Source organism: Priestia sp. YIM B13490 (assembly GCF_042787735.1).
GTDB lineage: Bacteria > Bacillota > Bacilli > Bacillales > Bacillaceae_H > Priestia > Priestia megaterium.
In genome coordinates, this window is sequence record NZ_JBHZOT010000017.1 from 46,337 (window position 1) to 59,118 (window position 12,782).

At 38.5% G+C, this 12,782-nt stretch carries 17 protein-coding genes; 14 read left to right on the forward strand and 3 right to left on the reverse strand.

All coding sequences use genetic code 11. The annotated features are described in order from the left end of the window. Positions 1 to 19: 19 nt before the first annotated feature. The 12 genes from rpsK (at position 20) to ACFX4R_RS26585 (ending at position 8,802) form a co-directional block, all read left to right on the forward strand. Positions 20 to 409 carry a 30S ribosomal protein S11 gene (gene rpsK, locus ACFX4R_RS26530; RefSeq protein ID WP_013054951.1) on the forward strand — a complete coding sequence of 130 codons (390 nt, stop codon included), beginning with the start codon at positions 20 to 22 and terminating at the stop codon, positions 407 to 409. Positions 410 to 589: 180 nt separating this feature from the next. Then, positions 590 to 1,534: a DNA-directed RNA polymerase subunit alpha gene (locus tag ACFX4R_RS26535; RefSeq protein ID WP_013054952.1), complete on the forward strand. Its 945-nt coding sequence runs from the start codon at positions 590 to 592 to the stop codon at positions 1,532 to 1,534. Between the two features lie 44 nt (positions 1,535 to 1,578). Then, on the forward strand, positions 1,579 to 1,941 hold the full coding sequence (gene rplQ / locus ACFX4R_RS26540) for a 50S ribosomal protein L17 (protein ID WP_013054953.1): 363 nt from the start codon (positions 1,579 to 1,581) through the stop codon (positions 1,939 to 1,941). Positions 1,942 to 2,079: 138 nt separating this feature from the next. Continuing rightward, on the forward strand, positions 2,080 to 2,919 hold the full coding sequence (locus tag ACFX4R_RS26545; protein WP_013054954.1) for an energy-coupling factor ABC transporter ATP-binding protein: 840 nt from the start codon (positions 2,080 to 2,082) through the stop codon (positions 2,917 to 2,919). Continuing rightward, positions 2,895 to 3,764, forward strand: a complete 870-nt coding sequence (locus ACFX4R_RS26550; RefSeq protein ID WP_162215143.1) for an energy-coupling factor ABC transporter ATP-binding protein — start codon at positions 2,895 to 2,897, stop codon at positions 3,762 to 3,764. The genes ACFX4R_RS26545 and ACFX4R_RS26550 overlap by 25 nt, the downstream gene beginning before the upstream one ends. Next, positions 3,761 to 4,558, forward strand: a complete 798-nt coding sequence (locus ACFX4R_RS26555; protein WP_377571156.1) for an energy-coupling factor transporter transmembrane component T family protein — start codon at positions 3,761 to 3,763, stop codon at positions 4,556 to 4,558. Before ACFX4R_RS26550 ends, ACFX4R_RS26555 begins: the two co-directional genes overlap by 4 nt. A gap of 18 nt (positions 4,559 to 4,576) precedes the next feature. After that, positions 4,577 to 5,317, forward strand: coding sequence for a tRNA pseudouridine(38-40) synthase TruA (gene truA / locus ACFX4R_RS26560; protein WP_013054957.1), 741 nt, complete (start codon positions 4,577 to 4,579; stop codon positions 5,315 to 5,317). A gap of 156 nt (positions 5,318 to 5,473) precedes the next feature. Further along, positions 5,474 to 5,911: a 50S ribosomal protein L13 gene (gene rplM, locus ACFX4R_RS26565; protein WP_013054958.1), complete on the forward strand. Its 438-nt coding sequence runs from the start codon at positions 5,474 to 5,476 to the stop codon at positions 5,909 to 5,911. 22 nt (positions 5,912 to 5,933) lie between these two features. After that, entirely contained in the window at positions 5,934 to 6,326 is a 393-nt protein-coding gene (rpsI, locus tag ACFX4R_RS26570; protein WP_013054959.1) for a 30S ribosomal protein S9, read from the forward strand. Positions 6,327 to 6,434: 108 nt separating this feature from the next. After that, positions 6,435 to 6,860, forward strand: coding sequence for a DUF2521 family protein (locus ACFX4R_RS26575; RefSeq protein ID WP_013081382.1), 426 nt, complete (start codon positions 6,435 to 6,437; stop codon positions 6,858 to 6,860). A gap of 70 nt (positions 6,861 to 6,930) precedes the next feature. Then, positions 6,931 to 7,638, forward strand: coding sequence for an N-acetylmuramoyl-L-alanine amidase CwlD (gene cwlD, locus ACFX4R_RS26580; RefSeq protein ID WP_165575659.1), 708 nt, complete (start codon positions 6,931 to 6,933; stop codon positions 7,636 to 7,638). A 90-nt stretch (positions 7,639 to 7,728) separates the two neighbouring features. Beyond that, the gene (locus tag ACFX4R_RS26585) at positions 7,729 to 8,802 is read left to right on the forward strand and encodes an Mrp/NBP35 family ATP-binding protein (protein WP_034654900.1); all 1,074 of its coding nucleotides are present in this window, start codon (positions 7,729 to 7,731) and stop codon (positions 8,800 to 8,802) included. A gap of 38 nt (positions 8,803 to 8,840) precedes the next feature. On the opposite strand, the gene ACFX4R_RS26590 is transcribed toward ACFX4R_RS26585, so the two are convergent. Together ACFX4R_RS26590 and gerD are read right to left on the reverse strand one after the other, a co-directional pair. Beyond that, positions 8,841 to 9,749, reverse strand: a complete 909-nt coding sequence (locus tag ACFX4R_RS26590; RefSeq protein WP_043982703.1) for a LysR family transcriptional regulator — start codon at positions 9,747 to 9,749, stop codon at positions 8,841 to 8,843. 187 nt (positions 9,750 to 9,936) lie between these two features. After that, entirely contained in the window at positions 9,937 to 10,566 is a 630-nt protein-coding gene (gene gerD / locus ACFX4R_RS26595; protein ID WP_013054964.1) for a spore germination lipoprotein GerD, read from the reverse strand. Positions 10,567 to 10,711: 145 nt separating this feature from the next. On the opposite strand from gerD, the gene ACFX4R_RS26600 reads away from it, so the two are divergent. Further along, positions 10,712 to 11,332 carry a KinB-signaling pathway activation protein gene (locus tag ACFX4R_RS26600; RefSeq protein ID WP_043982702.1) on the forward strand — a complete coding sequence of 207 codons (621 nt, stop codon included), beginning with the start codon at positions 10,712 to 10,714 and terminating at the stop codon, positions 11,330 to 11,332. Between the two features lie 44 nt (positions 11,333 to 11,376). Here ACFX4R_RS26600 and pdaB read toward each other — a convergent pair whose 3' ends face one another. Further along, the gene (gene pdaB / locus ACFX4R_RS26605; RefSeq protein WP_164796829.1) at positions 11,377 to 12,141 is read right to left on the reverse strand and encodes a polysaccharide deacetylase family sporulation protein PdaB; all 765 of its coding nucleotides are present in this window, start codon (positions 12,139 to 12,141) and stop codon (positions 11,377 to 11,379) included. A gap of 136 nt (positions 12,142 to 12,277) precedes the next feature. Between pdaB and ACFX4R_RS26610 the strand changes: the two genes are divergently transcribed. Then, complete coding sequence (locus tag ACFX4R_RS26610) at positions 12,278 to 12,481, forward strand: hypothetical protein (RefSeq protein WP_043982699.1); 204 nt, start codon at positions 12,278 to 12,280, stop codon at positions 12,479 to 12,481. The last annotated feature ends 301 nt before the right edge of the window (positions 12,482 to 12,782 follow it).

A 12,782-nucleotide genomic window follows, 5' to 3' on the forward strand; every position in this document is an offset into this window, starting at 1 on the left:
TAAGGGAGGTCATTAACAGATGGCACGTAAAACTAATACACGTAAACGTCGCGTGAAAAAGAATATTGAAGCTGGTGTAGCTCATATTCGCTCAACGTTTAACAACACTATTGTAACAATTACAGATGTTCACGGTAATGCGATTGCTTGGTCTAGTGCAGGCGCACTTGGCTTCAGAGGTTCTCGTAAATCTACTCCATTTGCTGCGCAAATGGCTGCTGAAACTGCTGCTAAAGTTTCTATGGATAACGGAATGAAAACTCTTGAAGTTACAGTTAAAGGCCCTGGTGCTGGTCGTGAAGCAGCTATCCGTGCTCTTCAAGCTGCAGGTTTAGAAGTAACAGCTATTAAAGATGTTACTCCTGTACCTCACAACGGATGCCGCCCACCAAAACGTCGTCGTGTATAATTAATATGTATAGATTCTATTTCGTTGTCTATAATGATGATGGTGTAGAATTTATTCATGCAACGAAATGTTTTCCATTTGTTGTGCACATTCGGGAACTGTCTAATAGGGAATTTCGGTTAGGCATTTGAGAAATCAGCCGTCTAGCCGAGGTTTCGACGTTTTGAAGGAGGGTTTATATTGATAGAGATTGAAAAGCCAAAAATCGAAACGGTAGAAATCAGCGATGATAGAAAGTACGGTAAATTCGTCGTCGAACCACTTGAGCGTGGATATGGTACTACTTTGGGTAACTCCTTACGTCGTATCCTATTATCCTCACTCCCTGGTGCAGCTGTAACATCTATTCAAATTGAAGGTGTATTACATGAATTTTCAACAGTTCCTGGAGTTGTTGAAGATGTAACAAACATCATTTTAAACGTTAAAAAGTTAGCGTTAAAGATTTACTCTGATGAAGAGAAAACACTTGAGATCGATGTTAAAGGTCCTGGTACAGTAACGGCTGCTGACATTCAAGCAGACAGCGATATCGAAGTTCTAAATCCGGATCTTCATATTGCAACACTTGAGTCAGATGCTCATTTCCGTATGAGACTTACTGCTCGCACAGGTCGAGGTTATAATCCTGCCGATGCTAACAAGCGTGAAGACCAACCAATTGGTGTACTTCCAATTGATTCAATCTATACGCCTGTTACTCGCGTATCGTATTATGTAGAGAATACTCGTGTTGGTCAAATGACAAATTACGATAAGTTAACGTTGGATGTTTGGACTGACGGTAGCATCGAGCCAGAAAAAGCTGTTGCTTTAGGTGCAAAGATTCTAACTGAACACTTAAATATCTTCGTTAACTTAACAGATGAAGCTCAAAAAGCAGAGATTATGGTAGAAAAAGAAGAAGACCAGAAAGAAAAAGTTCTAGAGATGACGATCGAGGAACTGGATTTATCTGTTCGTTCTTACAACTGCTTAAAACGAGCAGGCATCAATACTGTACAAGAGCTTGCTAATAAAACAGAAGAAGATATGATGAAAGTTCGTAACTTAGGCCGTAAATCTTTAGAAGAAGTTAAAGCTAAACTTGAAGAATTAGGTTTGGGTCTACGTAAGGACGACTGATTATATCTACCTGTTTAACTACTTAACAAAGGAGGGGACCTCACATGTCTTACCGTAAATTAGGTCGTACAAGCGCACAACGCAAGGCGCTTCTTCGTGATTTAACAACTGATTTAATCATCAGTGAACGCATTGAGACAACTGAAGCTCGTGCAAAAGAATTACGTTCAACTGTTGAAAAAATGATTACTTTAGGTAAACGTGGAGATCTACACGCTCGTCGTCAAGCTGCATCTTACATCCGTAATGAAGTAGCTAACGAAGAAGCTGGTCAAAGCGCTTTACAAAAACTATTCAGCGATATTGCTACTCGCTACGAAGATCGCCAAGGCGGTTACACTCGTATCTTAAAAGTTGGACCTCGCCGTGGTGACGGTGCTCCAATGGTTATCATTGAATTAGTTTAATATTTTTAATACAGATAGAAAAGGGCGAGACAGTGTGTAACTAGTCGTTGCCCTTTTTTTATACCTAAAACTGGGTAAATAGCGTAAAAAATCAATGTAGGCAATGCTGCAATAGAAAAAGCTGAGAGGAAGATAGCGTTGAAAGAAATGTCTTTAGAGGTAAAAGATTTATGCTTTCGATACGATCCTGAAGCAGACCTAACATTAGATCACCTTTCTCTCTCTGCTTATAAAGGTGAATGGTTAGCGATAGCTGGACATAATGGATCTGGTAAGTCGACGCTGGCACGAATTCTAAACGGCCTTTTGCTACCTGAAAAAGGAACGGTTCGAGTGGGCGATACTCTTTTATCTGAAGAAACAATATGGGATGTGCGCAAGCAGATTGGAATGGTGTTTCAAAATCCAGATAATCAATTTGTTGGCTCAACCGTTCAAGACGATATTGCTTTTGGGCTTGAAAACAACGGGATTCCATTTGAGATTATGGAAAAACGTATACCTGAAGCAATCGAAATGGTCAATATGAGTGCTTTTCTGGATCAAGAGCCTCATCAGCTATCAGGTGGACAAAAACAGCGTGTGGCCATTGCGGGTATAATTGCCGTACAGCCATCTGTCATCATTCTAGATGAAGCAACATCTATGTTAGATCCTATTGGGCGAACTGAAGTACTTGAAACTGTTAGAAAATTAAAAGAAGAAAAACAACTGACGGTTATTTCAATTACTCACGATTTAGATGAAGTAGCAATGGCTGACAGAGTCGTTGTGATGAACAAAGGGAAGATCTATGCAACAGGTACTCCACGCGAAGTATTTGCATTAGGTTCCAAGTTAACGGATATTGGACTAGACTTGCCGTTTTCCGTTAAACTAAGCCATCGTTTTGCTTCCGTAGGAATTCCTTTATCAAAAATTCATTTAACAGATGAGGACTTGGTGGACGAACTATGGACATTATATTCAAAGAAGTAGAGCACCGTTATCAAGTTAATACACCATTTGAACGAATTGCTCTACATGACTTAAATTTAAACATTCAATCAGGTACATTTTTGGCTGTTATTGGCCATACTGGTTCTGGGAAATCAACAATCATACAGCATCTGAATGCCTTATTGAAGCCAACTGCTGGTGAAATTCAAATCGGTGAGCGCACCATTAAAGCCAATCGAAAAGAAAAGAATTTAAAAGCTATTCGTCAGCAAGTAGGCGTGGTGTTTCAATTTCCAGAACATCAGCTTTTTGAAGAAACGGTGGAAAAAGATATAGCTTTTGGACCAATGAATTATGGCGTTTCGGAAAAAGAAGCAAAGCAAAAAGCAAGAGAGCTTATCAAGTTAGTAGGATTGCCAGAAGACATTCTCGCCAGATCTCCTTTTGATTTGAGTGGTGGACAAATGCGTCGTGTAGCGATAGCAGGTATTCTAGCGATGAATCCTAGTGTGCTAATTTTAGATGAGCCAACTGCTGGATTGGACCCTAGAGGGCGTCAAGAAATTATGAATATGATTTATCGTCTTCATAAAGAAAAAGGCTTGACGACGATTCTCGTGACTCACAGCATGGAAGATGCAGCTATGTACGCAGATGAGCTAATTGTGATGAATAAGGGAACGATTGCGATGAAAGGGTCACCTAGAGAAGTATTTGGTCAGCATACGCAGTTAAAAGAATATGGATTGGATGTTCCAGAATCGCTTCGCTTTATGCTGAAGCTGCAAGAGAAATTTCAGCTTGAAGCATCGGATACGGTTATTACCTTTTCTGAGGTGGTAGAGAAAGTGCAGCACCTTATGCAGCAAGGTGAACGATTATGATGAACTCAATCATTATTGGTAAGTATGTGCCGGGTCATTCGGTTGTCCATCGAATGGATCCTCGGGCCAAGCTGCTTCTCGTATTTGCGTATGTATTAATTGTGTTTTTAGCAAATAATCCTATCGGCTATGCTTTTTTAGGTGTGTATACCCTTATGATAGTGGCCATGAGTAAAGTGCCCGTCTCGTTTATTTTAAGAGGGTTAAAGCCCGTTATGTTTATTATTATCATCACGTTTCTTTTGCACATTTTTATGACAAAGGAAGGTCCTCTTTTGTTTGAATGGGGATGGTTTTCTGTCTATAAAGGCGGCCTTATTCAAGGTCTTTTAATTTCCTTGCGCTTCTTGTTCTTAATTTTAATTACGACGATGCTAACTTTAACGACTACGCCTATTGAAGTAACAGATGGAATGGAAAGCTTGCTGAATCCATTTAAAAAGCTTAAGCTTCCCGTACACGAATTAGCTTTAATGATGTCCATTTCTCTTCGCTTTATTCCTACATTGATGGAAGAGACAGATAAAATTATTAAAGCGCAGACAGCACGAGGAGTGGACTTTAGCAGCGGCCCCCTTAGGGATCGTTTGAAAGCTGTCGTTCCCTTACTTGTTCCTCTATTTATAGGTTCATTTAAGCGTGCTGAAGAGCTAGCTATTGCCATGGAGGCAAGGGGTTATAAAGGCGGAGAAGGGCGTACAAAGTATCGTCAATTGAAATGGGGAAGCATAGATACAATTATGCTTTTACTTCTGCTGGCAGTAGCAGTTGTTTTAGTGCTGATTAGAACGTAAAGATTGTTTGGTGAAAAGATGAAACGTTTAAAATGTATAGTTGCATACGACGGTACACACTTTTCAGGTTATCAAGTTCAGCCCAATAAGCGAACTGTTCAACTGGAGATTGAAGCCGTTTTAGAGAAAATGCATAACAAAAAAGTTCCGATTTACGCCTCTGGACGAACGGACACAAATGTTCATGCACAGGGGCAAGTCATTCATTTTGATACAAACCTAAATATTCCATGTGATAAGTGGAAAAAAGCATTGAATTCAATGCTACCAGATGATATTGTAATGAAGAATGTATGTGAAGTTGATGCACATTTTCACGCCCGGTATGACGTTACTTCAAAAGAGTATCGCTATCATATTTTGCGCGGCGAAGATCGAAATCCTTTCACTCGTTCTTATGCATACCATTACCCTTATCCATTAGACTACTCAAAAATGAAAAAAGCCATCACATATTTACTCGGTACACACGACTTTACAAGCTTTTGTTCAGCGAGAACAGAAGTGGAAGATAAGATTCGTACGATTTACAAGATTGATATGTATGAAGAGAATAGTCAGCTTGTGTTTAGATTCGTTGGAAGTGGCTTTCTGTATAATATGGTTCGTATTCTTGTTGGAACGCTTTTAGAAGTGGGACAAGGCCGTATTGAACCAGATGCTATAAAAGATATTCTAGAAAGCAAATCACGTCCTCGTGCAGGAAAAACTGCGCCTTCGCAAGGACTATATTTATGGCGCGTTTTCTATGACAACTAAACCTGGTGTAACATTTTCTTGACATTAGTAGCTTAAAGATATAATATATCATATGGTATGTATTTTAACCCCACGGTTAGCCCCGGAAATTAATCGTGTTGAAATAGAAGGTTGAAATAATTTTATAATTGATGATGAAAATTAGGAGGGAAACTCATGCGTACAACTTTCATGGCGAAAGCAAACGAAGTAGAGCGTAAATGGTATGTTGTCGATGCTGAAGGTAAAACTTTAGGTCGTTTAGCAAGTGAAGTAGCATCAATCTTACGCGGTAAACATAAACCAACTTTTACACCACATGTTGATACTGGTGATCACGTGATCCTTATCAATGCGTCAAAAATCGAACTAACAGGTAAAAAATTAACTGATAAAATTTATTACCGTCACAGCATGCACCCAGGTGGTTTGAAACAACGTACAGCATTAGAAATGCGTACTAACTACTCTGAGAAAATGCTTGAATTAGGAATCAAAGGCATGCTTCCAAAAGGTAGCCTAGGCCGTCAAATGTTCAAAAAATTACATGTGTATGCTGGTGAAACACATCCACATGAAGCACAAAAACCAGAAGTTTACGAACTTCGCGGATAATTAATAAGAGGAGGTTATTATCTTGGCACAGGTACAATATTACGGAACTGGTCGTCGTAAAAGCTCTGTTGCTCGTGTACGTTTAGTACCAGGTAACGGTCGCGTAACAATCAACGGTCGTGAAATCGAAGAATACATTCCATTTGCTGCACTACGTGAAGTAGTAAAACAACCACTTGCTTTAACTGAAACTGTAGGTAACTATGACGTATTTGTAAACGTTAATGGTGGAGGTTATGCAGGTCAAGCTGGCGCTATTCGTCACGGAATCTCTCGTGCTTTATTAGAAGCAGACCCTGAATACCGTGGAACATTAAAACGTGCTGGTCTATTAACTCGTGACGCTCGTGCGAAAGAACGTAAAAAATACGGTCTTAAAGGCGCTCGTCGTGCACCACAATTCTCAAAACGTTAATTTTATATTACGTTTCAAGCCTTGGTCTTTGGACCAAGGCTTTTTTTATTTGTTGTTTGCGTATGAGACGAAGGCTTGTGCAGACAATATGTAAAAAAGGGAGGCGTTATGGTGAACGAGGTTACATATTTAAAAGAAAAACGTTATGAAAAAGAAATGAAATATGAACGCAAAGTCCTAAGAGAACTGTCGTTTGATTTACTTCAAGAGAGGCTGCGCCGTTATTTTCATCCCATGTTTCAGTGGAATATGCTAGGAGACGAACATGTGGAGGAGTACTGTCTTGATATTGCCATCGAATCATTTTTATTAGGTGCCCGGGTGAGTAAACGTGGTAAAGGCTACGAAGACTTTCAGAAGCACAGTAAGCAAGAAGAGTCTCTTTTAATTGATACATTGTACGGAGCCGTCAGCATGTCTGTAACAGATCTTTATCAAGACGGTCTGTATTATTTGTGTCAAGGATATGTGCAAGACTGGTGGAAAGAAGGTTATCGTACCGCAGAAAAAAGACGTCGGTTACGTTTGCATTAAAAAGTACTCATAATTCCCGTTCTTGTCCCATATAGAAATAAATAGGTGAGGCAAGAAGGGAAGGGATAAAATGTCTAAAGTAAAAATAATGAGCACAATTATAGCGCTTCTCGTTCTTTTTGTCATTGTACAATATCAGATAGATCATAGAACATCATCCGGTTCGCTTTCACTCCCTCTTAGCGGGAGAGTTATTGTACTAGATCCTGGACACGGCGGTGTTGATGGAGGAGCGGTAGGAGAGGATGAAGTGCTTGAAAAAGAAATAACTCTTAAAATTTCATTAATGCTTCGGGACTATCTACAAGAGCAAGGGGCACTTGTTATTATGACGAGAGAAAAAGACGAAGACTTAGCGGCCAAAGATACAAGAGGATACAGTCGCAGAAAAGTAGAAGACTTAAAAAATCGCTTAACGATGATTAATAAATCCAATGCTGATTTGTACTTAAGTATTCACTTGAATGCTATTCCATCCTCTGCGTGGAGAGGGGCTCAAACTTTCTATTACGGATCCCTAAAAGAAAACGAGCAAGTGGCCAAACTCATTCAACAAGAGCTAAGAAATAACCTGGACAATACGACTCGTGAAGCAAAAGCTATTCAAACTCTTTACCTTCTTAAGCATTCTAAGCCACCCGGTGCTTTGGTTGAAGTAGGGTTCTTATCAAATCCTACAGAACGTAAAATGCTTCAATCGAAACGCTATCAAAAAAAGTTAGCTGAATCCGTTTATGAAGGAGTCAGCCGGTATTTTACTGGAGAAAAGCCGAAATAAAAAGCATAGCATCCTTCTATTCAGAAAAATCTAATATGTATGATATACTTGATAGTATAAATAAATAGATTTTAACATGGTGGTGGGAGTATGCTAACGGAAAAGCAAGTAAAAGAAGTAGTAGGGGAAATTACAGATCCATTTTTAAATAAAAAACTATCAGAAACAGATGCGATTAAAGAAATAACGATTAAATCTGAAAAACAGCATATAAGCCTGAAGATTGCTGTTGCAAAAACAGGTACTAGTGAACAGCTGAGCCTTCAAGGCACAATTGTAGAAGAATTAAAAAAAGCAGGTGTACAGTCGGTTGGACTGCGATTTGTTGAGTTTACGCCTGAGGAACTTCAGCAGTACCGCGCTGAGCAGCCGAATACTGGCAACTTACTAACTAGTCCGAATGCGCCTGAATTTATTGCTATTGCTAGCGGTAAAGGAGGCGTTGGTAAATCAACAGTCTCTGTTAACTTGGCCGTTTCTCTAGCTCGTTTAGGAAAGAAAGTTGGTTTAATTGATGCTGACATTTATGGATTCAGCGTTCCAGATATGATGGGAATCACACAGCGTCCTGTAGTAGAAGGTGAAAAGATTATCCCAGTTGACCGTTTCGGAGTAAAAGTTATTTCCATGGGCTTCTTTGTAGAAGATAATTCACCTGTTATCTGGCGAGGACCTATGCTTGGAAAAATGTTGACAAGCTTTTTTACAGAAGTTGAATGGGGAGAATTAGATTATCTTCTACTAGACTTACCTCCCGGAACAGGTGATGTCGCATTAGACGTTCACTCTATGCTTCCTGCTTGTAAAGAAGTGATTATTACAACACCACATCCTACAGCGGCATTTGTTGCAGCTAGAGCGGGTGCTATGGCTTTGAAAACCGACCATGAGGTAATTGGAGTTGTAGAAAATATGGCCTACTTTGAAAGCCAGCTAACAGGGGAAAAAGAGTATGTATTTGGTAAAGGCGGAGGTCCAAAACTCGCTGAGGAACTTCAGACAGAGCTGTTAGGACAGCTTCCGTTAAGTCAGCCTGACTGGAATGAAGAAGATTTTGCACCTTCCATTTACGATGAATCGCATCGTTTAGGTAAAATATATGGAGAGATTGCAAGCAAGATTGCATTTATTTGCGAAAATGAAAAAGCAGCAACAGGAAAATAACGAAAAGCACGCGCTCGAACAGCGCGTGCTTTTTGCTATTATACAGAGAGTTCAATCTGCGCCTTTTTTAAATCAAATGCAAGGTTTTGTTTTAAGAGAGCTAAAAATGTTTTTCCGGCTGTACTTACGGTGTGAGACTGGTGCTTTAAAATGCCGATTGCAGGCCCCTCATGCAAGTCATGAATCGTTTTAACCACCACTTGATCTGGCGGAAGAGTTGCGCTTATTTGTGGAACAACGGCTACTCCTAAGTTTTCTTTTACAAAATGCTGAAGTGTGCTAATAGTGCCTAACTGGACTTTAGCAGGCAGTTGGCCTGTTCGTTCAAAGATTAGCTGCTCAATTTTCTTTTGAACGGAAGAGTGCCCAGCTGTAATCAGCGTTTCGTGTATTAAATCTTTTGCAAAGATTGTTTTTCTTTTTGTTAGAGCATGATTGAATGGTAGTAGCAGCACAAGTTTTTCCGTTAGTAGTGCCTCAAATTCTATATCTCTGAACGATTCTGAGACAGTGCCAATCGCGAAATCAATTTCTTGATTGCGTATATGTTGATGAAGATGCTTTTCGTCTGCAACGAGTAAGCTAATTTCTGTGTTGGGATATCTTTTTTTAAATAATGAGAGAATGGAAGGCAGTCGACTGCTTGCTGTAGGCTCTGCAGCACCTATACGGATAGTGCCAGCTTCGCCTGTTGAATAATCCTTTAAGGTGTTATTTAGATATTCATATTCCTTTAGTAAAATATTTGCCCGCTCGTAAAAGATTTTACCTGCTTCAGTAAGTTTTATGCTTTTTCCTCGTTCTAAAAGCTTAAATCCTAGTTCGGATTCCAACTTTTGAATGTGCAGTGTAATGGTAGGCTGAGAGTACTTTAAATATTCAGCGGCTAATTGAAAGCTTCCTAAACGAACAATGGTTTGAAACGTTTTAATAACGCGAAATTCCATCGAATTCCCTCCTTTTGCTATAAAACGATTGTGTTAATTTCTAATATTTTACCATAAAGCTAAGAATTAAAGTTTACAATTCCAATAAAAATACTAAGTATTAAAAAATATAAAGAAGTTATTTAGGTTTTTTAATAAAAATAAATGACATAATTAAATACGCACCTCATATGAGATGCGTATTTAATCACTGCTGTTGCTGTTCTCCGCCTGAATCAGATCCAGAGGAAGAAGAACCACCATCGTCGCTGCTTTGTTTTTGTCCACCTTGTGTTTCTTCAGCGGCTTTCAAAAGAATGTCTTGAATTTTAGATTGATAAAGAGGGCTATCAAACGTTTCGGTCATAATCTTTTGTAAATAAGTGCGATATTCTTTACTCTTTAAAACAGTCAGTACTTCTTTTTCCATAGCCGGATCCTTTAAAACATCTTGAAGCATTCCTTGATATTCAGGATCTTTCATCAGTTGTTTGATGACCGTCTTATTTTCTTTTTCCAAACTTTTAGCAAAGCTTTCAGCAAACTTCGGATCATCCATGGCTTTTTTCCAAAATTCCACGCCTTTATCTGAGACTAGGGTTTGAGAAATTGTATCTTTTATCGCGTTTTGATCCATTAAAATATCTTGTCTAACAGAAGGGTCTTTCATAATTGCCTCGACTGCTTTTTTTCCTTCATCTGTTTTTAAAATATCAACAACCATTTTCTTTGTTTGATCATAATCCATACCATTGTTCTCTTCATCTTGCGGTGCACAGGCTGTAGCTAAAAGCATACACATTCCTATATAAATGAGGAGCATGAGTCGCTTTTTCATAGTAATGAGCTCCTTTCCTAATATGCTTACGCTTAATATGAGATAATCAAGGTTTTTTATTCATAAAAGAGCTCTAGATTTTTCAAAACGTGATTGGTACAATTTATGAAAAGGTACAATTTTGTAACTTATGGGGGAGATGGAAGTGAATAGTCGAAATTGGGTTCGTCTATTTCTAACCACGTTAGCTGTCGGGGGGATAAGTACAGCTTTTGTTGGATTTGCGGTGCGCTGGGGGGAATACGGTCACTTATTTCAACAAGGAAAGATAGGAGAAATTGTTGCTGTTTTAACATGGCTCGTAGGCGTAGGGTTTATTTTTAGTTTAATTAGTCAAATGGGGTTTTTTGCATATTTAACTATTCACCGATTTGGGTTGGGAATTTTTAAATCTGCATCACTTTGGAAATCGGTTCAAATTGTATTTGTTTTATTTGTATTATTTGACGTTGCTTATTTTCGATATAAGTTCTTTCAACAACCGGGAGAAGGCATAGGCAAGTATATTTTGTTAAGCGTTTTCTTGTTAGCGGTAGGGTTGTTAGTGGCGTATGCAAAGAAAAAGCAGACGAATAAAGAGGCTTTTGTACCAGCGCTGTTTTTTATGATTGTTGTAACGACAATTGAATGGTTCCCTGCGCTGCGAACGAACGAAGAAAGCTGGCTTTACCTTATGGTGTTTCCACTTCTAATTTGTAATATGTATCAACTTCTTATTTTGCCGAAACTTCTTACGCACGAAAGAATAGCAAAAGCAGACAAATAGTATATTTGTCTGCTTTTGCTTTCCATATACAGTGCGAATAGATCTTAGCGGATATCTTTTACTTGGGTTTTTGAATTTGAAATTAATGTTGAAACACTTACGTTTGAGACTTTTTTATTTTGTAATGAATTCTTGATATATGGAATAGCCTTTGCTGTTTGTTGAGCGGAGTCAGACGCGTGCAGCAAGATAATATCTCCCCCATCTAAGGGTTTTGTGACATTCGATACAATCTTTTCAACTCCTGGATTTGTCCAGTCTTTAGAGTCGATGCTCCAGTGCACGGTTGTATATCCTATATCCGCTGTTAATTTTAAGATGTCTTTATTAAATTGCCCGTTAGGAGGCCGAAGAAGGTGAACATCTTTAAGTCCTAGGGAATCAAAGACTTTCTTTGATTTTGCAAGATCTTGTCTAATTTCATTAGGTTTTAGGCTTGTATAGGAAGTATAGTCATAGCCCATTGTGCCAATTTCGTGGCCTTCTTTTTTTATGCGCTCTACAACATCTGGATGACGTTCAGCCCATGAAGCAGATAAAAAGAAAGTAGCATGTTCAATATGCTGTTTTTTCAGTTCATTTAGAATAGGAATAGCTCTTTCGTCTCCCCAGCTGATGTTAAATGTAAGAGCGACTTCGGGATTTTTATCATCCGCCTTATAAACAGCTCGTGGACCGTTATCTGTTGAAAACACAGGAAAGTGAAACGTCTGTTGAGCATAAAGAAAAAAGCTTGTAAACAAAGCAGCAACTACGATAAGCATTGTTTGTTTGATTCTTTTGGCTCGAATAGTATAAAACATATTCATTTTGTCACCTCATTTAATAAGTAGTACTTGTCTAATTTGTATGCGTTTTGTCTACAATTAATAACAGGTAAGGAAAAGAACGACTGATTTTATTTTGATGTTTTGAGAATCAATGTCGCAAAAAGCAGGTGAATCAATGAAAATTTGTTTATTTAATCAAGTGGAGTGTTTAGAGTTAGAAGCACTACTCAGAGAAGAAATGAAAAGAACAAACGTTGCTTTTCAACAAAGTTTGAATCATGTAGTTCTTGAACGAAACATTCAAGAGAAGTACCAAATCCTTTCAAAGATCTTGCTAAGGTTCAGTGAAAACAGGGAAGTAAATAAGGTTTTTTGGTAAAACGAAAAAAACTTTTTAAAAAGTGTTGACTTTATATAGTACAGATGTTAAATTATTAAATGTCGCTGATGGGTGATTGGAAAACAATCGCAATTCATCAGAAATAAAATATTAAAAAGTTATTGACAAATGAACGACAATTTGTTAATATAAAAAAGTCGCTCAAGAGCGACGGTTGAACTTTGAAAACTGAACAAAGCGACAAACGTCAACGTTAAATTTTATTTTTAAATTGAGCAAGTCAAACATTTCTTCGGAGAGTTTGATCCTGGCTCAGGATGAACGCTGGCGGCGTGCCTAA

Excerpts from the sequence above, each read along its gene's own strand:
- rpsK (WP_013054951.1), top strand. The coding sequence starts at position 20 with ATGGCACGTAAAACTAATACACGTAAACGTCGCGTGAAAAAGAATATT.
- rplQ (WP_013054953.1), top strand. The coding sequence starts at position 1,579 with ATGTCTTACCGTAAATTAGGTCGTACAAGCGCACAACGCAAGGCGCTT.
- ACFX4R_RS26550 (WP_162215143.1), top strand. The coding sequence starts at position 2,895 with ATGGACATTATATTCAAAGAAGTAGAGCACCGTTATCAAGTTAATACA.
- ACFX4R_RS26555 (WP_377571156.1), top strand. The coding sequence starts at position 3,761 with ATGATGAACTCAATCATTATTGGTAAGTATGTGCCGGGTCATTCGGTT.
- truA (WP_013054957.1), top strand. The coding sequence starts at position 4,577 with ATGAAACGTTTAAAATGTATAGTTGCATACGACGGTACACACTTTTCA.
- rplM (WP_013054958.1), top strand. The coding sequence starts at position 5,474 with ATGCGTACAACTTTCATGGCGAAAGCAAACGAAGTAGAGCGTAAATGG.
- ACFX4R_RS26575 (WP_013081382.1), top strand. The coding sequence starts at position 6,435 with ATGGTGAACGAGGTTACATATTTAAAAGAAAAACGTTATGAAAAAGAA.
- cwlD (WP_165575659.1), top strand. The coding sequence starts at position 6,931 with ATGTCTAAAGTAAAAATAATGAGCACAATTATAGCGCTTCTCGTTCTT.
- ACFX4R_RS26585 (WP_034654900.1), top strand. The coding sequence starts at position 7,729 with ATGCTAACGGAAAAGCAAGTAAAAGAAGTAGTAGGGGAAATTACAGAT.
- ACFX4R_RS26590 (WP_043982703.1), bottom strand. The coding sequence starts at position 9,749 with ATGGAATTTCGCGTTATTAAAACGTTTCAAACCATTGTTCGTTTAGGA.
- gerD (WP_013054964.1), bottom strand. The coding sequence starts at position 10,566 with ATGAAAAAGCGACTCATGCTCCTCATTTATATAGGAATGTGTATGCTT.
- pdaB (WP_164796829.1), bottom strand. The coding sequence starts at position 12,141 with ATGAATATGTTTTATACTATTCGAGCCAAAAGAATCAAACAAACAATG.
- ACFX4R_RS26610 (WP_043982699.1), top strand. The coding sequence starts at position 12,278 with ATGAAAATTTGTTTATTTAATCAAGTGGAGTGTTTAGAGTTAGAAGCA.